General features: G+C 72.6%; 21 protein-coding genes and 1 pseudogene. 11 read left to right on the plus strand and 11 right to left on the minus strand.

The window, feature by feature from the left end; translation table 11 throughout:
* Positions 1–334: 334 nt before the first annotated feature.
* Complete coding sequence (locus ABD127_RS14005; protein ID WP_344202648.1) at positions 335–1,186, minus strand: hypothetical protein; 852 nt, start codon at positions 1,184–1,186, stop codon at positions 335–337.
* A gap of 95 nt (positions 1,187–1,281) precedes the next feature.
* Between ABD127_RS14005 and ABD127_RS14010 the strand changes: the two genes are divergently transcribed.
* Positions 1,282–1,860 (plus strand): RNA polymerase sigma factor, encoded by a 579-nt coding sequence (locus ABD127_RS14010; RefSeq protein WP_344202650.1) that lies wholly within the window; start codon positions 1,282–1,284, stop codon positions 1,858–1,860.
* A 37-nt stretch (positions 1,861–1,897) separates the two neighbouring features.
* On the plus strand, positions 1,898–2,497 hold the full coding sequence (locus ABD127_RS14015) for a DedA family protein (RefSeq protein ID WP_344202652.1): 600 nt from the start codon (positions 1,898–1,900) through the stop codon (positions 2,495–2,497).
* Between the two features lie 36 nt (positions 2,498–2,533).
* Here ABD127_RS14015 and ABD127_RS19100 read toward each other — a convergent pair.
* A pseudogene (locus tag ABD127_RS19100) lies at positions 2,534–2,872 on the minus strand (SAV_915 family protein); the annotation flags it as partial.
* Positions 2,764–3,330 carry a hypothetical protein gene (locus ABD127_RS14020; protein ID WP_344202654.1) on the minus strand — a complete coding sequence of 189 codons (567 nt, stop codon included), beginning with the start codon at positions 3,328–3,330 and terminating at the stop codon, positions 2,764–2,766. The gene ABD127_RS14020 and the pseudogene ABD127_RS19100, both read right to left, overlap by 109 nt.
* A gap of 136 nt (positions 3,331–3,466) precedes the next feature.
* On the opposite strand from ABD127_RS14020, the gene ABD127_RS14025 reads away from it, so the two are divergent.
* The 5 genes from ABD127_RS14025 (at position 3,467) to ABD127_RS14045 (ending at position 9,259) form a co-directional block, all read left to right on the plus strand.
* Positions 3,467–4,303: an ABC transporter ATP-binding protein gene (locus tag ABD127_RS14025; RefSeq protein WP_344202656.1), complete on the plus strand. Its 837-nt coding sequence runs from the start codon at positions 3,467–3,469 to the stop codon at positions 4,301–4,303.
* On the plus strand, positions 4,300–5,295 hold the full coding sequence (locus tag ABD127_RS14030) for an iron-siderophore ABC transporter substrate-binding protein (protein ID WP_344202658.1): 996 nt from the start codon (positions 4,300–4,302) through the stop codon (positions 5,293–5,295). Before ABD127_RS14025 ends, ABD127_RS14030 begins: the two co-directional genes overlap by 4 nt.
* Positions 5,296–5,311: 16 nt before the next feature.
* Positions 5,312–7,408, plus strand: a complete 2,097-nt coding sequence (locus ABD127_RS14035) for an iron ABC transporter permease (RefSeq protein ID WP_344202660.1) — start codon at positions 5,312–5,314, stop codon at positions 7,406–7,408.
* 163 nt (positions 7,409–7,571) lie between these two features.
* Complete coding sequence (locus ABD127_RS14040; protein WP_344202661.1) at positions 7,572–8,615, plus strand: LLM class flavin-dependent oxidoreductase; 1,044 nt, start codon at positions 7,572–7,574, stop codon at positions 8,613–8,615.
* Positions 8,612–9,259: an NADPH-dependent F420 reductase gene (locus tag ABD127_RS14045; RefSeq protein WP_344202662.1), complete on the plus strand. Its 648-nt coding sequence runs from the start codon at positions 8,612–8,614 to the stop codon at positions 9,257–9,259. The genes ABD127_RS14040 and ABD127_RS14045 overlap by 4 nt, the downstream gene beginning before the upstream one ends.
* Here the strand turns inward: ABD127_RS14045 and ABD127_RS14050 are convergent.
* From ABD127_RS14050 to ABD127_RS14080, 7 genes are all read right to left on the minus strand, one after another.
* Positions 9,237–9,443: a hypothetical protein gene (locus ABD127_RS14050; protein WP_344202664.1), complete on the minus strand. Its 207-nt coding sequence runs from the start codon at positions 9,441–9,443 to the stop codon at positions 9,237–9,239. The two genes, ABD127_RS14045 and ABD127_RS14050, sit on opposite strands and share 23 nt — an antisense overlap.
* On the minus strand, positions 9,437–9,601 hold the full coding sequence (locus ABD127_RS14055; RefSeq protein ID WP_344202665.1) for a hypothetical protein: 165 nt from the start codon (positions 9,599–9,601) through the stop codon (positions 9,437–9,439). Before ABD127_RS14055 ends, ABD127_RS14050 begins: the two co-directional genes overlap by 7 nt.
* Before the next feature lie 149 nt (positions 9,602–9,750).
* Complete coding sequence (locus tag ABD127_RS14060; RefSeq protein ID WP_344202667.1) at positions 9,751–10,974, minus strand: MFS transporter; 1,224 nt, start codon at positions 10,972–10,974, stop codon at positions 9,751–9,753.
* A 3-nt stretch (positions 10,975–10,977) separates the two neighbouring features.
* Complete coding sequence (locus ABD127_RS14065; protein ID WP_344202669.1) at positions 10,978–11,949, minus strand: ABC transporter substrate-binding protein; 972 nt, start codon at positions 11,947–11,949, stop codon at positions 10,978–10,980.
* Positions 11,946–12,743 (minus strand): ABC transporter ATP-binding protein, encoded by a 798-nt coding sequence (locus tag ABD127_RS14070; protein WP_344202671.1) that lies wholly within the window; start codon positions 12,741–12,743, stop codon positions 11,946–11,948. Before ABD127_RS14070 ends, ABD127_RS14065 begins: the two co-directional genes overlap by 4 nt.
* Complete coding sequence (locus ABD127_RS14075; RefSeq protein ID WP_344202673.1) at positions 12,740–13,813, minus strand: FecCD family ABC transporter permease; 1,074 nt, start codon at positions 13,811–13,813, stop codon at positions 12,740–12,742. The genes ABD127_RS14070 and ABD127_RS14075 overlap by 4 nt, the downstream gene beginning before the upstream one ends.
* 47 nt (positions 13,814–13,860) lie before the next feature.
* A complete protein-coding gene (locus ABD127_RS14080) occupies positions 13,861–15,033 on the minus strand; it encodes a DUF4185 domain-containing protein (RefSeq protein ID WP_344202675.1) in 1,173 nt (390 codons plus the stop codon).
* Positions 15,034–15,064: 31 nt separating this feature from the next.
* On the opposite strand from ABD127_RS14080, the gene ABD127_RS14085 reads away from it, so the two are divergent.
* Together ABD127_RS14085 and ABD127_RS14090 are read left to right on the plus strand one after the other, a co-directional pair.
* Positions 15,065–15,991: a hypothetical protein gene (locus tag ABD127_RS14085; RefSeq protein WP_344202676.1), complete on the plus strand. Its 927-nt coding sequence runs from the start codon at positions 15,065–15,067 to the stop codon at positions 15,989–15,991.
* Positions 15,992–15,998: 7 nt separating this feature from the next.
* The gene (locus tag ABD127_RS14090; RefSeq protein ID WP_344202678.1) at positions 15,999–16,790 is read left to right on the plus strand and encodes a thioesterase family protein; all 792 of its coding nucleotides are present in this window, start codon (positions 15,999–16,001) and stop codon (positions 16,788–16,790) included.
* Positions 16,791–16,902: 112 nt separating this feature from the next.
* Here ABD127_RS14090 and ABD127_RS14095 read toward each other — a convergent pair whose 3' ends face one another.
* The gene (locus ABD127_RS14095) at positions 16,903–17,667 is read right to left on the minus strand and encodes a sulfite exporter TauE/SafE family protein (RefSeq protein WP_344202680.1); all 765 of its coding nucleotides are present in this window, start codon (positions 17,665–17,667) and stop codon (positions 16,903–16,905) included.
* 103 nt (positions 17,668–17,770) lie between these two features.
* On the opposite strand from ABD127_RS14095, the gene ABD127_RS14100 reads away from it, so the two are divergent.
* Positions 17,771–19,042 carry a hypothetical protein gene (locus ABD127_RS14100; RefSeq protein WP_344202682.1) on the plus strand — a complete coding sequence of 424 codons (1,272 nt, stop codon included), beginning with the start codon at positions 17,771–17,773 and terminating at the stop codon, positions 19,040–19,042.
* Between the two features lie 82 nt (positions 19,043–19,124).
* Positions 19,125–20,300 carry an HNH endonuclease signature motif containing protein gene (locus tag ABD127_RS14105; protein ID WP_344202684.1) on the plus strand — a complete coding sequence of 392 codons (1,176 nt, stop codon included), beginning with the start codon at positions 19,125–19,127 and terminating at the stop codon, positions 20,298–20,300.
* The last annotated feature ends 2 nt before the right edge of the window (positions 20,301–20,302 follow it).

The raw sequence follows: 20,302 nt of genomic DNA on the forward strand, positions 1-20,302 counted from the left end.
AGTAAGCACCTGGAGGCTCTCGGCACCTACCAGGACCGCGAATGGGGCACGGCTTAGGCATCGTTCAGGTCCGTTCAGCGTCACCTCTAGGCATCACTGATGAGGCGTCGCAAACCGGTCCGCTAGTACTGAAGAATGCACGGCAGGGCCTCGGACTCCCTACCGCTTCCGTGGGCACATTTTGGGCACACTCGCCAGTGAGATACCGGGAATCAGACAGAACCGTGTGAGCCAGAACCACTGCAAAAGCGGTCAACTCTCGCATCGTCGCACGTCACGGAAGTACCCGCGTCGAGTTCGAGTCCCACGGGCCTGCTCGCCGTCGGTGCCCGGGTCACCACTCCCAGCGGGCACCGAGTGATCCCGGGCCGAAGTCCGTCTGTCGGTAGTGAAGCCCGGTCGCACCGTCGAGCGCCGCGGGCCAGGCGTGCTGCAGGCCGTCCTCGTCGAACCACACCCATGCCCTCGCCGGCAGGCAGTCGGGGTGGAACCTGACCCAGATCATGGCCTCCTCGAGTCGCTGCTCCGCCACGAGCCCGTACTCGGTCTCCAGGTCGGGCCGACCGTCGACGACCGCCTCGCACTCGGTGACGACCGCTTCACCCTCGCTCAGCGGACGCTCGAACGTGATCGTCGTCCCGATGATCCCGTTGCCGAGACGCGTCGCGTTCTGGACCGAGCAGCCGCTGACGGCCCGCAGCACCACGTCGTTGTCCTGAGTGCCCTTGTCGGGGCCGGCGAAGATCGTGACGCCCTCGACCCCGGCTCGACGAGCGACGAAGATCTGCAGGAGGCGGGCGCGCTGGACCTCCCGCGCAGGTCCCACGTCCACGGTCATCTGGAACACCACGCGGTCGACGTCCGACTCACCGACGAGACTCTCCACGGTCGGCTCCCCCACGAGCTCGTCGAAGGGGCGCGGAAGCTGCGCGCCACCGCGGACGAGCCGGCCGCTCAAGGCTCCCTCGCCCAGGCCGAGCACCCGCTCGAGCTCGGGCACGGCCTCGAGCGAGCGCCGACGTTCCGGCTCGCGCAGACCTGCGCGCCAGTAGGACAGCGACGCCAGCGAGATCGGGTGTCCGACGGCGAGCAGCCGCTCCCGCACCTGTTGGAGCGTCATCCGCCGTCCACGGATCGCCTCGTCGAGCGCGGCCGCGAAGGTCCCCGCACCGGTGACGTCCGCCATGCACAGATTCTGTCGTTCTTTCACTTGCGCCGGGCCAGAAGTGAATTCTTCGTCCCTACCGTCCTCGCGACCCGTCCGTCAGCGAGGAGAACGACATGGCCCTGCGCACCGCACCACCCGGTCGCGCGCCCCGACGCGTGCTCGCCGCGCCGAGCGACTCCGAGCTACTCGAGCGCTGTCGCGCCGCCGACGAGGACGCGTGGAACCTCCTCGTCGCGCGGTACGAGCGCCTGGTGTTCACCGTCGCGCTGCGCAACGGCGCCAGCCGCGAGGACGCCGCCGACATCACCCAGACGACCTTCGTCGCCCTGATCGACTCGCTGCACCGGCTCGAGGACGAGAGCCGCCTCGCGTCATGGCTCATGACGGTCGCCCGGCGCCAGGCTTGGCGGGTCCGCTCCACCTCGCGCCGCGACCTCCCGCTCGAGACCGCCGCTGCGACGACCGGCGAGGACCCGTACGAGCTCTGGGACACCCAGACCGCCGTGCACGACGCCCTCGCGATGCTGGGCGGCACATGCCGCGAGCTGCTGCTCGCCCTCTACTTCGACCCCGAGGAGCCGAGCTACGCCGACATCGCCGCGGACATGGGGCGCTCGATCGGCGGCATCGGGCCACTGCGCGGCCGCTGCCTCGACCGACTTCGATCCGTCATGGCGCAGGACGGTCGGTGACGACCCCGTGTTCATCTCGACCCGGTAGGAGGGAGGCATGATCGAGGCCCTCCTGGCACAGCTGGCGACCAGCCCGTGGGCTCTGTCGATCCTGTTCGTGCTGGTGCTGGGCGACGCGTTCCTCGTCCTGATCCCGGGCGAGGCCGCCGTGGTCGCGATGGGAGCGCTGGCGAGCGCGACCGGCGTCCCACCGCTCGGGGCCGTGATCGCCGTGACTGCCGTGGCTGCCTTCCTCGGCGACGTGGGGTGCTACCTGATCGGCAGGTTGACCGGGCTCGACCGCTGGCGGTGGATGCGCGGACCTCGGATGCAGGCCGCGTTCGGATGGGCACGGGCGCGGCTGGACCAGCGCATCGGAGCGGTGCTCTTCACGGCCCGGTTCGTGCCGTTCGCGAGGCTGGCCGTCAACCTCACCGCGGGCGCCTCTCGGCTCGCGATCGGCCGCTACCTGGCCGTCGCCGCCGGGGCAGCCCTCGCCTGGGCGGCCTACCAGAGCCTCGCCGGGGCGGTCATCTCGATGCTCGTGCCCGGGGGCACCCTCGTCTCGGTGCTCACCTCGATCGTGGTCGCCCTGGCGCTCGGGCTCGCGGTCGACGCCGTGTTGTCGCGGCGCAGGAGGGATCGCCCCACCTCGTGACGGGCCGCGAGCCGGGACCATCACGAGCTCCGGGTCCACCCGGATCTCCACGACGCCCAGTGGGTCGAGCATCGCGTGAGCGGCTCCCGCACAGCACGGGATCCACGGCTGGCCCGGACCCATGACGGCGCGAAGTCGATCGAGCGTCGTGAAGGCGAGCGCGACGCGGACACCATCGGGACGGCGGGCGCAGCGGAACGAGGTGGCACAGACCGTGGTCGCGCTGACCGGGAACACCAGCGTCGTTGAGGAGGGCAGCTCCGACGTCACGACTGCATCTCCGGGGACCGCGGGCTCCGCGCCGCGAGCCGCGAGGCCTCGAGCAGGGCCAGGCTCAGGTCGTGGCACGGCCCGGCAGCACGTCCGTGCTCGCACTGGGTCCCGGCGAGGGCCTGAGCCGCAGCAGCGAGTGACCGAGACCCGTCGACGAAGGCCCGGTCGATCAGGGGCCGCACCGACGCCCGCTCGAGCGTCTCCAGCCGCCGGACCCCCACCAACCGGATCACCGCGGCCGACCTGCAGTCCCCCTCGGCCAGCAGCGGATCGGCGTGCCTGGCGATGACGGACTGGCACAGGCCCGACAGGAGCCGGTTGATGCGCGCCGCCTCGGCCAGGACGTGCAGCGGTCCGTCGACGTCGGGCGATCTCTGGGCCTGGGTCAGGGCGACCTGGATCGCCGAGCGCCTGGCCGGCGCTCCTCGCATGACGCGGCGCGCTGCGGCGGTGTCCTCGTCGAGGATCGCCAGCAGCGCGTCGTCCCACGCCGGGACGAGGTAGCCGATCGCGCGGTGCGTCGATCGAGTCGCTGCGGGAAGGGTCGAGTCGATGGTCACGCCTCCAGCCTGACCGCCACCGGGCGGGCGAGGAGCGACCTTGACGGGGCTCTGACGTGACCTTGTCGCCTTCCTGATGTCGCGGCACGGTCACTCGATTCGTCGTTCTATGTAGGGATGCCTTACCTTTGCAGTCATGCCTGACGCCTCCCCGGTCGAGCTGAGCGCCACCGGCGTGATCTCCGGCTACCGCCGCGCCACCGTCGTCCACGGCGTCGACGTGAGCCTGCGCGCGGGTCGGGTGACCGCCCTGATCGGCCCCAACGGCTCCGGCAAGTCCACCCTCCTGCGGTCGCTCGCCCACCTCCTGCCGCCGACGGACGGTCGCGTCGAGCTGCGTGACGGCACCGCGGTCGGCGACCTGTCGGGCCGCGAGCTCGCGACGCGCCTGACGCTGCTCTCGCAGTCGCGCAGCGTGCCCGGCGGCGTGTCCGTGCGCGAGGTCGTCGAGTACGGCCGCCACCCGCACCGCGGCCGCTGGGGCGGTGCCGACGTCGACGGTCCCGAGGTCGTCGACCGCGTCATGGCGATGTGCGGCGTCACCGACCTCGCGGCCCGCCCCGTCGACACCCTCTCGGGCGGGCAGCTCCAGCGCGTCTGGCTCGCGAGCTGCCTCGCCCAGGACACCCAGGTGCTCCTGCTCGACGAGCCCACGACGTTCCTCGACCTGCGCTACCAGGTCGAGCTGCTCGACACCGTGCGCGACCTGGCTGATGCTCACGGCATCGCGATCGGGGTCGTGCTGCACGACCTCGACCAGGCCGCGGCGATCGCCGACGACGTCGTCCTGCTGGTCGACGGGCGCGTCGCCGCCTCCGGCCCGCCCGCCGAGGTCCTGACCTCGGCCCGTCTCACCGCTGCCTACGGGATCCACGTCGACGTCGGCGTGGACCCGCTCACCGGTCACGTGCGCACCCGCGCCGTGGCCCGGCACCACTCCCGTGCCACCCCCTCGAAGGAGAAGATCACGTGAAGTTCATCCGCGCCCACCGCGTCGCCGCTCTCGCGGCCACGACGCTGCTGGCCACGACGCTCGCCGCCTGCGGCACGACCGAGGACGCCGCCGACGGCTCCGAGGACAACGGCCCGAAGATCACGGTGACCGACTCGCGTGACAAGAAGGTCACGCTGAACGGCCCCGCGACCCGCGTCGGCGTGACCGAGTGGAACGCCGCGGAGTACCTCGTGTCGCTCGGCGTCGACCCGGTCGGCGTCTCCGACGTCGAGGGCTTCAAGACCTGGGACAGCGCCGTCGAGCTGCCCGCCGACGTCACCGACCTCGGCACGCGCGGCGAGCCCAGCACCGACACGCTGGCGACGCTCGACCTCGACGTCCTGATCGTCACCGACAGCCTGACCGGCGACGCCGTCAAGCAGATCGAGAAGGACATCCCGGTCATCGTCATCGCCGGTGGCGAGTCGGGCGACCAGATCAACCAGATGTTCGAGAACCTCGACCTGATCGCGACCGCGACCGGCACCGAGGACAAGGCCGAGGAGCTGCGCACCGCGTTCGACGCGAAGCTCGCCGAGGCCAAGGACGCCGTCGCCGCCTCCCCGCTCGCCGGCGCGACCGTGGCCTTCAGCGACGCGTATGACACCGGAGACGCCGTGTCGGTCCGTCCGTACACGTCGGAGTCGCAGCTCGGCTCGCTGCTCGACGAGCTCGGCTTCGTCAGCGCCTGGGACGCGATCGAGGGCATCGAGCCCGACCCGGCCTACGGCCTGGCCCAGACCGACGTCGAGGGCCTGACGCAGCTGCCCGCGGACACGCACTTCTGGTACATCGCCAACGACTCCGAGACCGACCCGTACACCGAGACGCTGGCGAGCAACGCCATCTGGACGTCGCTCCCGTTCGTCACGAGCGACCGCGTCGTGCGCTTCCCCGACCGCATCTGGATGTTCGGCGGACCGGCCTCGATGACGCAGTTCCTCGACGCCGTCGTCGCCACCGTCGGCTGATCGAGCGCACCACCCGATGACGCTGACGACGGAGCGGCCCGGCACCGAGGAGCAGGTCTCCTCGGTGCCGGCCGTGCCGCCCACCTCGCCGCTGCGGGTCGCCACGGCCGCGGCAGCGCTCCTGGTGCTGATCGGCGTCGTCTCGGCCATCCACGTCATCCAGGGGACGGCCGACATCGGCGTCGGCGACCTCTGGCGCTGGATCACCGGCACGGGCTCGACCCAGGCCACGGCGGTGGTCGTCGAGTCCCGCCTGCCGCGGCTCGCAGCCGGAGCTCTGGTCGGCCTGTCGCTCGGCGTCGCCGGAGCCGTGATGCAGTCGGTGGCCCGCAACATGCTGGCCTCCCCCGACACCCTCGCGGTCAACTCCGGCGCCTACCTCGCGATCACGGTGGGCGCGACGGTCGGCCTTCCCTCGGCCCTCGGCGGCGACCTGGTGCTCGCCTTCGTCGGGGGCCTGCTCGCCGCGCTGATCGTGTTCGCCCTGGCCGGCACCGAGTACGGCACGGTCCGCCTGGTGCTGGCCGGCACCGTCATCTCGATGGGCTTCACCGCGATCTCGACGATGCTCATCATCCTCAACCCGCTGGAGTCGATCGGCCTCCAGGCGTGGGAGGCCGGCAGCCTGAGCCAGAACGGCTTCGGCACCGCCAGGCTCATGGCACCGCTCGTGGTCGTCGTGATCGCGCTCGTGATGCTCTACGCCCGCCGCCTCGACCTCCTGGGACTCGGCGACGACGAGGCCCGTTCGCTCGGCGTGCCCGTGCGCAGCACGCAGCTCACGCTGATCGTCCTGGCAGTCCTGCTGTCCGCCGCTTCGGTCACGCTCGCCGGCCCCATCGGCTTCATCGGCCTGGTCGCCCCCGCGCTCGTGCGGCTCGCCGCCTCCCGCGTCGAGGGCCTGCACCGCCACCGCGCCCTCGTGCCCCTGTCGGGCCTGGCGGGCATCGCGGTCGTGCTGCTCGCCGACGTGGTCGTGCGCGGACTCATGGGATCCCAGCGCGCCGTCCAGGTCCCGACCGGTGTCGCCACGACGCTGCTCGGCGCCGTCGTGCTGGTCGTCTTCGCCCTGCGCCTGCGGGCCTCACGGCTCGACGAGGCGGGCAACGCCCTCGACGTCCGCGGCCTCGGCGTGCGCCGTCCCGGCGCCCTGATCGTCCTCCTCCTGGCGCTGCTGGTCGTCGTCGCCGGGGCCTCGATGCTCGTCGGCGACCGCATGTTCCTCGTCGGCGACCTGCTGAACTGGGTCGTCGGGCGGGCCGGTCCCATCACGTCGAGCGTCATGGACGCACGGGCCCCCCGCATCATCGCGGCACTGCTCGCGGGCGTCGCCCTCGCGATCTCGGGTGTCCTGATCCAGGGCGTCACGCGCAACCCGCTCGCCGACCCGACCCTGCTGGGCGTCTCCGGCGGGGCCTCGGTCGGTGCCGTGATCGTGGTGACCCTCGCCCCGACGGCCACCTACTGGATGATCTCCGGTGCCGCGGTCACGGGCGCCCTCGTCGCCGCGGGACTGGTCTTCGGACTCGCCGCCCGCAGCGGCTTCGCGACCGACCGGCTGGTGCTGCTCGGCGTGGGCGTGGCGTACGCGGCCACGGCCCTCGTGACGGTCCTGATCGTCACGACCGACCCGTTCAACGCCGCCAAGGCCCTGACCTGGCTGTCGGGCTCGACCTACGGGCGCGCATACGAGCACCTGTGGCCGCTCATCGTCGCCTCGGTCGTGCTGCTGCCGCTGTCGTTCCTCGCGGCCCGCCACCTCGACCTGCTGTCGGTCGACGAGGACACGCCCCGGGTCGTCGGGATCAACCCCGCACGCGCCCGACTCGTGCTGCTCGGCAGCGGCACCCTGCTCGCCGCGTCGGCCGTGTCGGTCATCGGCGTGGTCGGCTTCGTCGGCCTGGTCGCCCCGCACGCCGCGCGAGCCCTCGTCGGTCGGCGGCACCGCCTCGTGCTGCCCGTGGCCGCTCTGCTGGGCGCGATCGTGCTGAGCCTGTCCGACCTGCTCGGCCGCACCGTCATCGCCCCGACCCAGCTCTCGGCGAGCCTGCTCACGGCCGCGATCGGCACGCCGTACTTCCTCTACCTCCTGCACCGCTCCCGCCGGGGCTGAGCGGTGCGGCTGAGGAACCCCCTTCGAGGCCGCTCGCCCCTCGCGGCACCTCAGGGGGCGGAACCCGCCGGCCTGAAGGGCGTGCGGTGACCACCGGGGAACAACGGGGGCAGCACTTCGGTTAGGGTAGGTGAAAGTTCAACCACCTAGAGGCAGGACTCCCATGCGCACCGTGCAGTTCGGCATCGACACCTTCGGCGACATCCCGGAGGACGAGAACGGCAACCTGCTCACGCCGGCCCAGGCCGTGCGCCAGGTCCTGGACGAGGCCGTCCTGGCCGACCAGGTCGGGATCGACGTGATCGCCGTCGGCGAGCACCACCGCCCCGAGTACGCGATCTCCAGCCCGGAGACCGTGCTGGCCGGCATCGCGACCCGCACCGAGAACATCACCCTGGCCTCGGGCGTCACGGTCCTGTCCTCCGACGACCCCGTGCGGGTGTTCCAGCGCTTCTCGACGGTCGACGCGCTCTCGAACGGCCGCGCCCAGGTGATCCTGGGTCGCGGCTCGTTCACGGAGTCGTTCCCGCTCTTCGGCTACGACATGGCGCAGTACGACACCCTGTTCGAGGAGAAGGTCGAGCTGTTCTCGAAGCTCCTCGACGAGACCCCGGTGACCTGGAGCGGCACGACCCGCCCCGCCCTGCAGGACGCCGACGTCCACCCCAAGACCGAGTCGGGCCACCTCGACACCTGGATCGGCGTCGGCGGCTCGCCGGAGTCGGTCGTCCGCACGGCCCGCTACGGCCTGCCCCTGATGCTCGCGATCATCGGCGGATCGCCCGCCCGGTTCGCCCCGTACGTCGACCTCTACCGCCGCGCTGCCGCGCAGTTCGGCACGACGGCCCAGCCCGTCGGCATGCACTCCCCCGGCTTCGTGGCCGAGACCGACGCCGAGGCCGCCGAGATCGTCTGGCCCCGCTACAAGGTCCTGCACGACCGGATCGGCGCCCAGCGCGGCTGGCCGCCGATCCGCCGCCGCGACTTCGAGTCCGAGATGGCCCAGGGGTCGATGTACGTCGGCTCGCCCGAGACCGTCGCCCGGCGGATCGCGGGCGCGCTCGGCCAGCTCGACGTGGGCCGGTTCGACCTGATCTACAGCCAGGGCAGCATCCCCGCGGCCGCTCGCCTGCGCGCCGTCGAGCTGTTCGGCACCGAGGTCGTCCCGCGCGTGCGCGAGCTGCTCGCCGAGAAGAGCGCGTCATGAGCACGATCGGCATCCTCGGGGCCGGCAAGGTCGGGCTGGTCCTGGCCCGCCTGGCCGTCGCCGCGGGGCACCGCGTGCTGATCGCCACCTCGCGCGAGCCCGCGAAGATCGCCCTGACGGTCGAGATCCTGGCGCCGGGCGCGGAGGTCACCGACGCCGCCACGGCCGTGGCCGACGCGGACGTCGTGATCTTGGCCCTGCCGCTCGGCAAGCACGAGCAGCTCGACGCGACCGCCCTCGCCGGACGCCTGGTGATCGACGCGATGAACTACTGGTGGGAGGTCGACGGCCTGCGCGACGACCTCCGCAGCCCCGCCACCTCGACCAGCGAGATGGTCCAAACCCACCTGGCGGGCTCGCGCGTCGTCAAGGCGTTCAACCACATGGGCTACCACGACCTCGAGGACGGGGCCCTTCCCCGCGGCGCCGCCGAGCGCAAGGCGATCGCCCTCGCCGGCGACGACCCGGCCGACGTCGCGGTCGTGGCCGCGCTGGTCGACGACCTCGGCTTCGACCCCGTCGTGCTCGCCGACCTGGCTGCCGGCAAGCACCTCGAGCCCGGCACGCCGGCCTTCGGCGCCAACGTCGACGCCGACGAGCTGCGCGCGATGATCCCGGTGGCTACGGCCGCCAGCCCTCGATGACGACGAACCAGAGCCCGGAGCCGATCAGGAACAGCAGGAAAAGCCCCGTCATGCCGCCGACGAGGGCGAGCATGAACCCCGTCTCGTCACCCGCATAGCGCTTCTCGAGGTACGTGCCAGCCAGGCCGATGACCGCGCCGATCACCAGACTCGCGACGATCACCTCGACGAACGTGCTCACCACCAGGGCCATCTCGCCGGAGGGCGATCACGGCGCAGGTACGCCCAGACCGTCAGGGCGCCGACCACGATCCAGGGAACCCCGACGACCCACAGGCTCGACTCCCCGTTCGCCGCGCCGTTCACCGTGAAGAGAGCGGCCAGGAAGATCAGGAGGGGCACGTCGCTCCACCAGCGGCGTTGGCGGGCACTTCCTCGCCCGACCCACCACGTGGAGGGTTGACGGCGTCCGCCGTCACGAAGGTCGTCATCAGGCACGTCCACCCACCTCCGTCCGCCACCGAATCTAGGACGGACGTCCCGCTCCCGCATCACGACGGCGGCTCGGCCAGTCCCGCCGGAGCCGTCACGCGCGTGAGGCCCGAGGCCACGGCGTAAACGACGGCGGCCGCACACACGGCCGCCACACCCGCGAGCGCCGTGACCGTGCCCGCGACCTCCGCCGTGGCGCCGGCGGCCAGCGCGCCGAACGGCGTGCCGCCCCAGGCCAGCATCCGGGCCGAGGTGTTGACGCGTGCCTGGAGCCGGTCCGGGGTGAGCTGCTGGCGGGTCGAGATCCCGTTGAGCACGACCAGGGTGGTGGCGAGCCCCCAGACCACGAGCGCCCCGACGGCGACGAGCCACGCCTCGGCCAGGGCGAGCACCACCAGCGCCGGCACACCCCCCGCGAGCGCCCCGACCGTCACCAGGCCCAGCCGTACCCGACGCAGCAGCCGCGGCAGACCGACGGCCGCGAGGAATCCGCCGATCGCGATCGCGGTGAGCAGGAACCCCGGGACGTCGCCGTCGGCCGACGAGCCGAGCTGCTCGACCGCCAGCACGACGACCAGCCCGGTCACGCCGCCCGCCGCGACGGAGTTCAGCGCGCCTGCCAGGGTCAGCGGGCGGATGATCGGGTGCCGCAGTACGAAGGCGAGACCCTCGACCATGTCGGCCCGCAGCCGGGTGGGCGGGCCGACGCGACGGCCCGGGCCCATCGGGGTCCCGATGCTCGCGAGCAGTGCGGCGGCTCCGAGGCAGGCGACGACGTCGATCGCCAGGGCCACCGTCGCGCCCCAGCCGGCCACGACCAGTCCCGCGAGTGCCGGGCCGCCGATGCCGACGAGCGTCGTCGCGGTCCACAGCGCGCTGTTCGCCTCGACCAGGCGGTCACGTCCGACGAGCGCCGGGAGCGCTCCGAAGGCCGCGGCGTCGAACCAGACGAACGCCGTCGGCACGACTGCGGCGACCACCAGGACGTGCGCCACCGAGGCGTCCGACCCGACGACCACCAGGCTCGCGAGCGCGACCGAGCTCACGACCTCGCCGACGACCATGAGCAGTCGCCGCGAGACCCGGTCGGCGACGGCTCCCGCGACCAGGCCGAGCAGCAGGTAGGGCAGGACCTGCAGCGCCGCGACGGCCGAGGTCAGGAGCGGAGAGCCCGAGCGCTGGTACGTCAGCACCGGCACCGCGACGGCCGTGACCGTGGCACCCGCCACCGCCAGGACCCGCGCGGCCCAGAAGAGGGCGTAGTCGCGCCCGAGCTCTCGCACCGCTCAGCCGTGCAGCGCCTCGGCGACGATGCGGGCCCCCGTGATGGCCGACAGCGTCCCGGGCTGCACGTAGGTGTTGTCGACCGCGACGAGCAGGCCGTTCCTCACGGCCGGGGTGTCGGCCAGGGTCTGCTCGAGGTAGGCACGCGTCTGTTCCTCGTGCGCGGCGTCGTTGACCGCGAAGACGAACGCGTCGGGCTGCAGGTCGACCACGACCTCCGGGTTGACCTCGGCCGCGAAGAAGTCGTCGAAGCGGGAGTCGCCGGCGAACAGGTTCTCACCGCCTCCGAGGCGCAGCACGTCGATCTCGACCGCACCACCGATCGCGTACAGCTTGCCGCCCTCGACGTACACCTGCACGGCCCGGACCGGGTCGTCGTCGCCGATGATCTCCTCGATCTCGGCCAGGTCCTGCTCCGCCTGGGTGACGAGCTCCGAGGCCCGGTCCTCGACCCCGAAGATGCGGCCGAGGTTCTCCAGGTCGGTGAACGTGTCGGCCACGGCGCCCTCCGAGCGACGGTCGATGCAGCCTGCCGTCGCGACGTACGCCGGAGCGCCGGCCTTCTCGAGGTCCTCGTACCCGGCGAAGCCCTGCTCGGCGGAGAACTCGTACTCCGTGCCGCTGATCACGAAGTCCGGCGACTGCGCGAGCAGGTCCTCGCGGGTCGGCGGCACGTCGGCACTGATCGAGGTGATCGCGTCGACCTCCGCCGCCAGCTCCGGCGACGGCTCGCCGAGCGCGTCCTGGGCCTGGGCGACGACGCGGTCACCCACGCCCAGCTGCACCAGGAGCTCGGTGAGGCTGGGGTGCATGCTGACGACCCGTTCGGGGACGCCGTCGACCGTGACGTCGCGGCCACAGCTCTCGACCGTGACGGCGTCCTCGCCGCCGCCGGACGACGCCGACGTGCTGACGGTGCCACAACCAGCGGCGAGGGCCGCGGCCGTGAGCAGAGGGGGGATGGTGCGCTTCATGATGCCTCCTGGGCAGTGGGGGAACCGTGGTCCCGCGGGGCCAGCGCGACGAGCGGCCGGCCGGTGCGCGGGTGGGTCAGCAGGTCGCACGCGACGCGGTAGGTCGCCTCGACGCGCGCCGGCGTCAGGACCTCCTCGGGGGTGCCGAGCGCCACGAGTCGGCCACCGTCGAGCAGGGCGAGCCGGTCGCAGTGGGCCGCCGCGAGCGTGAGGTCGTGCAGGGCCACGACGCACGTGACGCCCAGATCGCCGACAGCGCCGAGCAGGTCGAGCTGGTGCGTCACGTCGAGGTGGTTGGTGGGCTCGTCGAGCAGCAGCACCCGCGGGTCCTGGCAGAGCGCTCGCGCGAGCAGGACCCGCTGACGCTCCCCGCCGGACAGCGTCGGGAACGCGCGGTGGACGAGGTGGGTCGCATCGGTCCTCGCCAGCGCCTCGGAGGCCCGCCGCAGGTCGTCGTCCGCGGACCGCCGCGACGCCCCGTGCGGGATCCGGCCGAGCAGGACGACGTCGAGGACCGACAGCTCGACGTCGGTCGCGTGGTCCTGCGTCAGCACGGCGCACCGACGCGCGACGTCGCGACGCCGGGCGCTGGTCACGTCCAGGCCGTCGAGGTGCACCGTCCCGGCCGACGGACGCTGGGTGCCGTAGATCGTCCGCAGCAGCGTCGACTTGCCGCAGCCGTTCGGTCCCAGGAGGCCGAGGACCTCACCGGGGCGGACCTCGAGGCTGACGTCGTCGATCGCGAGGGTGTCACCGAGCTGGACCGAGACCCGGTCGACCACGACGGAGCTCATCGCTCGGCACCCACCGGGCGGGTCCGCAGCAGCCACAGGAAGAACGGCGCCCCCACGAGGGCCGTGACGACACCGAGCGGGATCTCCCGCGGCGAGGCAGCGGTGCGCGCCACGGTGTCGACCAGCACGACGAGCAGCGCTCCCGCGACGACCGTGAACGGCAGGAGTGCTCGGTGCCCGGCACCGACGAGCAGGCGGCAGACGTGCGGCACGACCATCCCCACGAACCCGATGCCCCCGGCCACGGCCACGACCGCGCCGGTCATCGCCGCCGTGACCACCAGCACCTCGATGCGCAGACGCGTCATGTCGACGCCGAGCGACGCCGCTGTCTCGTCGCCCGTCATGGCCGCGTCCAGGTGGCGAGCCCGGTGCAGGGCGTAGGCGGTGCCCAGGACCAGCGCCAGGGCCGGGAGCGCGAGCATCGCCCAGGTGGCCGAGCTGATGCTGCCGAGCAGGAAGAAGATCAGACCGGGCAGCCGCCCGTGGTCGGCGGTCGCCGTGATCCAGCCGGTGACGGCGCTGAACAGGTACGAGAGAGCCACGCCGGCGAGGACCATGCGCAGCGACTCGATGCGCCCGCCGCGCGAGGCGAGGACGTAGACCACCACCCCTGCGACGGCGGCTCCGGCGAACGCCGACCCCGACACGAGGAGCCCCGGAACGCTCGCGCCGAGGGCCAGGGCACCGACGGCGCCGAGCGCAGCGCCGGACGACGCGCCGAGCACGTACGGGTCGGCCAGCGGGTTGCGGACGATCGCCTGGAGCAAGGTGCCGACCACCGCGAGCGCTGCGCCGACCAGCACGGCCATCAGCACCCGCGGCAGACGGAAGGTCCAGACGATCTGGTCCTGCGCAGCCGTCCAGGTGGCGACGTGCTCACCCGGCAGGAGGTGGGCGACCAGGATCTTCGCGACCGTCGCCGGGGGGACCCCGACCGGTCCGGTGCCGATGCTCAGCACGATCGTGAGGACCAGCACGAAGGTCGTCACGAGGAGCGCGGTGCGACCCCGTCGGCGGCGGGCACGAGCCGCCGACAGCGTCGCGGGGCTCGCCGGAGTCGTCGTCATAAACGAGAACGATACTCATTAGCGTCTCGACGTCGACACTGACTCCCCTACGGCAGCGGGACGCGGATGAAGGCGGGTCGGTAGAGGAAGGGGCTTGCGGCCACCTCGGCGAGGTCGGTGTCGTTGCGGCTGTACGAGATCACGACGGTGCCGGGCTCGGGCAGGAAGTCCGGGTGCGCGAGCGGCATGTACTGCAGCGCGCCCGCCTCGAGGTCGGACGGGATCTCGGCGACGACCGGCCCCGGCGTGAACGGGCCCGTCGGTGCGGGCGCGGTCCAGATGATGACGTCGCTGCCCAGGAACTCGTCGCGCTTGCTGACCGCGTACCAGCGTCCGTCGCGCTCGAACACGCTCAGGGTCTGCGACACCCCGCCCTCGTTCTCGATCAGGACCTGTGCGGCGGCCGGGTCGGCGACCCAGTCGGAACCGTCCCAGTAGCGCCACTGCGTCGGGTCGAGGATCTCGTCGGGCCGGACGCGTGCGACCTGCAGCGAGAAACCGAAGACGAGGTCCTCCGTCGGCCCGGCGGTGCCGTAGAGGTAGACCCACCCGTCGCTCACGGCCGAGGCCGCGCCCCATGTCGGGCGGGTCGGATCGCCGGAGTCCTCGCCGATGTCGGTCACCGACACGAGCTGCGGGACCTGGCCCACGGGGGCGATGAACACCGCGACCGCCGGCCCCAGGTTCGTGAACGCCGACGGGTCGCCGGGGACCCCGTCGGCCTCGACCCGCTGCGCCCCGACCCCCACCAGGTCGTAGCCGGTGCGGTGCACGACGGCGATCGACATCGGCCAGTAGCCCACACCGTCGTCGCGGTCCGCGATCAGGGCACCGTGGTCGGCAGGGAGCACGACGTTCGCGCAGTCGCCGTCGAGCACCATCATCGAGTTGCGGACGAAGCGCTGGCCGTCGAACTCCTCCGAGCGGAGCGTGTCGCCGAACACCCACAGTCGCCTGCCGTCCTGCAGCAGGGCGTCCGCGCCGACGTCGGCGCCCTGGAACTCGGCCCCACCTCGCACCGAGTCGACCCAGGCGTTGAGGGCGTCGACGTCGGCGATCGGCGGCAGCGCGACGCACTGGGTCTCCGAGGCGAGCGCCGGCGGGTCCGCCTGCTCGGGCTGTGGCTGCGGGACGAGCGCGACGACCGCCACGACAGCGACCGCGGCCGGCGCCACGCCGAGCGCGACCCGGGCACGCCAGGACGTCCGCCACGAGATCACACCCCATTGTCGGCCCACCTAGGATCGGGCCATGTCAGGCGCTCGGCGGGTCGTCCCGCTCCTGGTGCTGGCGCTCCAGGCCGCCGTGGTGCTGACCCTCCTGCTCGCCCGGCCGACGTCCGAACCGCACGGGGCCCGCGTCGCGATCGTCGCGCCTCCCGTCGTGGCTGCCACCCTGGTCGACCGCCTCGGCGACGACACGGACGGCGACGTCCGCGCCACCGCGTCGCCCTCGACCGAGGTCGCCCTCGACGACCTCGACGACGGCCTGGTGGATGCCGTGGTCGTCGTGGACCTGACCGTCGAGCGCGACGTGCTGCACGTGTCGCCCGCCAACGGCACCCGTCTGAACGCCGCTCTCCTGCGCGAGGCCACGGCGACGACGGCCCTGTTCGGCCGGACGGTGGACGTCGTGACGGCGCAGCCGGCGCCCGTGAGCCGCGTCGTCCCGTTCCTCACGGCGGCGGCCGCCGTGGTGCTCGGGTTCGCCGTGGTGGTCGCGGCGGCGTGGCGGTCCCGGTCGCGGGTCGGTGTCGTGGCGACCTCGGGCACCGCTGTGGTCGGCGGCACCCTGCTCGGAGCGGCCGTCGCCGTCGGGTCGGGCGAGCCGTCGGCACTCGTCCCCCTCGGCCTCGCGAGCGGGCTCAGCAGCCTGACCGCCGCCGCCGTGACGCTGCTCCTGCTCCGCCTGCTCGGGGCCTGGGGTCTCGGCGTCGCGGCCGCCGTGTTCCTGCTGACCACCGCTCCCCTGATCCGCGCGACGCACCCGCTGCTCCTGGCGAGCCCGTGGCGCGAGGTCACCCCGTGGCTCCCGCACGGGGCCGCGGCCGACCTGACGAGCGACGTGCTGCTGTTCGGCAGCGCAGGCGACCCGAGGTCCTGGACCCTGCTCCTCGGCTACGTCGCCCTCGCGTTCCTGACCCTCGCCCTCGTCCGCTCCGAGGCGCCCGAGGCATGATCGACGCATGAGCGAAGACCTCACCGCCTTCTACCTCCCGGTCGACGAGCACGTGTTCGACTCGACCGAGGCCACCCAGAGCCCGTGGGACTTCTCCCTGCAGCACGGCGGCCCGCCCGCCGGCCTGCTCGCCCGCGCGGTCGACGCGGCCCGGCCCGACGACTCGATGCGCATCGCCCGCATCACGATCGACATGCTCGGTGGCATCCCCCAGGGCCGCACGCGCACCGAGGCCACGGTCGTGCGGCCGGGCCGACGCGTCGAGATGGTCGAGGCGCGGCTGTGGGTCGACGACCGGCTCGCGGTCACCGCGACGGCCTGGCGCATCCGAGTCGCTCCGGGAAGCACGACCGAGGTCGCCGCGTCCGAGGCGCCGGCCCCGCTTCCCGCCGAGCAGTCGCCGCACACGCTGACCGGGGTGGACCCGTCGTGGGGCTACGGCCGGGCCATGGAGTGGCGGTTCGTCGCGGGCGGCTACGGCACGCTCGGCCCCGCCCTGGTCTGGGGCCGGCCCCGCGTCCCGCTCGTCGCGGGCGAGACGACGTCGCACACCTCACGGCTCCTGACGATGGCGGACTCGGCCAACGGCCTGTCGGTCGAGCTGCCGATGAGCGAGTGGCTCTCGATCCCCTCCACGCTCACCGCGACGATCCAGCGCACGCCCGAGGACGAGTGGATGCTGCTCGACGCCCGCACCAGCATCGGCCCCGACGGCATCGGCCTGACCCGCGCGCAGGTGTACGACCAGCACGGGTTCAGCGCCGAGATCGCCCAGCCGCTGCTCGTCGCACGCCGCTGACGGGGACCTCTCCCCATCGCGGCAGGCGTGGCACGCACCTAGCGTCGCGCCCATGCCTGCCCAGCACCTGCGTCGCCACGAGATCGACTGGCAGGTCGTCGCGCCCTGAGGCTCAGCCCGCGAGGAAGACCGCGAGGGCGACCAGCCCGACCGCGACGATGAACACCCGCAGGGCCGTGGCCGGGAGCCTGCGCCCGTAGCGCGAGCCGATCTGGCCGCCCACCGTCGAGCCGATCGCGATCAGCAGCACGATGAGCCAGTCGACGTCGGCCACGACGACGAAGAGCAGGCCGGAGACCCCGTTGGCGACGCCCGCCAGCACGTTCTTGAGGGCGTTGAGCCGCTGCAGCTCGTCGTCGATCCCGATCCCCATGACCGCGAGCAGGATGATGCCCTGCGCGGCTCCGAAGTAGCCGCCGTAGACGCCCGTCAGGCCGACCAGGGGCTGCGTCCACCAGGCTCCCCGGTCCGGCAGGCCGCCGCGGTCGGCGTGCCGGCGTGCCACCGCCGCCGAGATGCGGGGTCCCACGACGACGAGCACGCACCCCAGCACGATCAGCACCGGGACGATGGCGCTGAACGCCTCCGACGGCAGCACCAGCAGGAGCACCGCGCCGGCGATCGCACCGATCGCCGAGGCCGGGATCAACCACAGGGCCCGCCGCTTCTGACCCGCCAGCTCGGCGCGGTAGCCGATCGCACCGGACACCGACCCCGGCACCAGGCCGATCGTGTTGGAGACGTTCGCCGTCACCGGAGGCACCCCGATCGCCAGGAGCGTCGGGAACGTGATCAGCGTGCCGGACCCGACGACGGTGTTGATCGTTCCGGCGGCGACTCCGGCCAGCACGATCGCGATGATCTCGACGGGACTCATGGCGTCCTTCCGGGCGAGATCAGGCGGGTCCGACCCGTCGACCGTACCGGCTCGGGGACTTCTCCCCCTCCGACGGGGCCCCTCGCCGCACTAGCCTCCGAGCATGTCGAGGAAAGTCCCCTACCGGCTCGCCGCCGCCGCGGCGCTGCTGAGCCTGGTGGCTTGCTCGTCCCCACCACCGGAGCCGGAGCCCGCCCTTCCCGACCCCTACGGCGGCTCGTTCCCGATCACCATGGTCTTCAGCGACAACGGCAGCGAGGCCGATGTGCAGCGCATCCGCGACATCACGACCGCACTGGAGGACGGCGCCACCGACGCGTGCCCGCTCGGCGACAGCGAAACCTTCCAGCCGCCCGGATCCCCCGACCTCGTGCCCGCCGCCGCGGTCACGACGACGGCGTCCGACACCGGCACCCTCGGCGACGTCCCGACCGCCACGTGCACCGCCGGCCTGACGGAGGTCGACGTCCACCTGGTCGAGGAGGGCACGACCGCACTCGTCGCGGCGGCGATCCTCGAGCCGACCTCGGGGATCCTGTTCTCCGAGCCCGTGCCGCTGCTCGGTGGCGAGGCCTTCGGCTACTGCGCCCCCACGGAGGACCAGCAGGTGCTCATGGCCTGCGGTGCCGTGTGGGTCCACGACGAGATCGCGATCTCCGTGCGCCCCAGCGGCTCCCCCAGCGACGCGCAGCGGGTCGCCGAGTGGTTCTCGGACGCCCTGGGACAGTGGGTCGGTGGCGACGACGGCCCGGCGCCCACCCCCTTCGGCCAGCTGCCGGCCGACCTCACCGCGTCGGGGGTGCAGCTCACGACCGGCGGCCGTTACGTCGACTTCGAGGGTTCGCCCGCCGACGCGACCATCACGGTCCACGAGCCCGTCGGCTTGACGGAGGCCGACCTCGCCGCCGTGGGACGGCTGTGCAGCGGCGGCCTCTACGACCTGACCCAGGCACTCCGCTTCTCCGACCTTCAGCTGGAGGGCGGGATCGCCCAAGCGGTCGAGATGACCGTGACGTCGCCCGACCCGAGTCGCCCGTTCCCCCTCGAGGAGCGCTACGTGTTTCCCGGCATGACCTTCACCCTCGAGCACGTCCTGCCCGGGCCGAGCGAGGCCGCGTGGACCCAGGCGTGCTCCTTCGACCGCACGCCGAGCTCGGTCAGGATCATCGGCGTCGCGGTGCTCCTACCCCCGGCCGAGGCCACCGCCGAGAACCCGGACCAGCTGGTCGCGTCGTGCCCCACCGCCCTGACGCTCACCGGGTTGCTCTCCAACCCCTCCATCACCGTCAAACCGGACACCCCCTACGGCGACTCAGGCACGGGATGGACCTTCCCCGTGCCGGCCGATTCCCTCGCAGGGCGCTGCCTGGCGTAGGCACCCGGGAACTCTCTGCATTCGCCTGAGAATGTGGGAGATCGACCTGGTGTTCGAACGTGTGTTCGAGTAAACTGGGTGCATGCCCAACGCCTCCCGCCTCGCTCACGACCTGCGTCGTGCCACGCGGGAGCGAGCCAGGGCCGAGGCGGCGGAGTGGGTGGCCACGGTCGCGTTCCGCGACGGAGCCATGAAGCGGTTGAGCCCCGACGTGACCCCGTTGCGCCGACTCACCGAGCAGTCGGCGATCCCGCTGCAGATCGCCGCCGAGACCGGGCAGTCCGAGGGGCAGGTCGTGAACCGACTCGCCTGCGCCGACCGGGCCATCGAGCACCTGCCCCAGGTCTGGGGTGCGTTCGGCAAGGGCGACGTCGACGCCGCGCAGGTCCAGGCGATCTCGCTCGCGGTCGGCAAGCTCGAGCGCGACGACTCCCGCCAGCGGCTCGACGACGAGGCCCTGGCCTACGCCCGCACCCACACGCTCGCCGAGCTGCGCCGCTGGCTCAAGCGGTTCATCGCCCGGGTCGAGGCCGACCTGTTCGCCGAGCGCGCCGAGGCCGAGCGGGCCAAGCGCCACGTGCACATCGAGCACCTCGACGACGGCATGGCCCTGCTGCAGGCGTACCTGCCCTCCCACCACGCCGCCGCGATCGGGGCCCGCCTCGAGCGGCTCGCGAAGCAGCCCGCCACCGACGACGAGGGCCAGCCCGACCGCCGCACCCGGGTCCAGCGCCAGGCTGACCTCCTGACGCATCTGCTGACCTCGGCCTCGGCCGACCACGTCCCCGGCACCCCCGGCCTCCGCTGCGACATCGCCGTCACGATCGACGCCGCCGTCCTCACGGGCGCCGTCGTCGGACAGGCCAGCGCGGCGGACGGCAGCTGGCACGTCCCGGCCACCTGGATCCTCGACTCGGCGCTCGTCGGCGAGGCGTTCTGGCACCGACTGCTCGTCGATCCCATCACCGACAACACCCTCGCCCACGACTACCGCGGCTACAGCCCACCCGACGTCCTCCGCAGAGCCGTCCAGTTCCGCGACCAGGTCTGCGTCACCCCCGGCTGCCTCGTCCCGGCAGACAGGTGCGAGCTCGACCACGACATCCCCTGGCCAGCCGGCCACACCCACGGCACCAACCTCCGTTGCCGGTGCAAACGGCACCACAACATCAAGGGGCACGGCGTCGTGCCGCATCTCGTCGACCCGCCACCGCCCTCGTTCCACGGCTTCGCCATGGACTTTGCCTTCGCCAGCTGACG

It is taken from the genome of Aeromicrobium alkaliterrae, from assembly GCF_039529015.1.
Classification (GTDB): Bacteria; Actinomycetota; Actinomycetes; order Propionibacteriales; family Nocardioidaceae; genus Aeromicrobium; species Aeromicrobium alkaliterrae.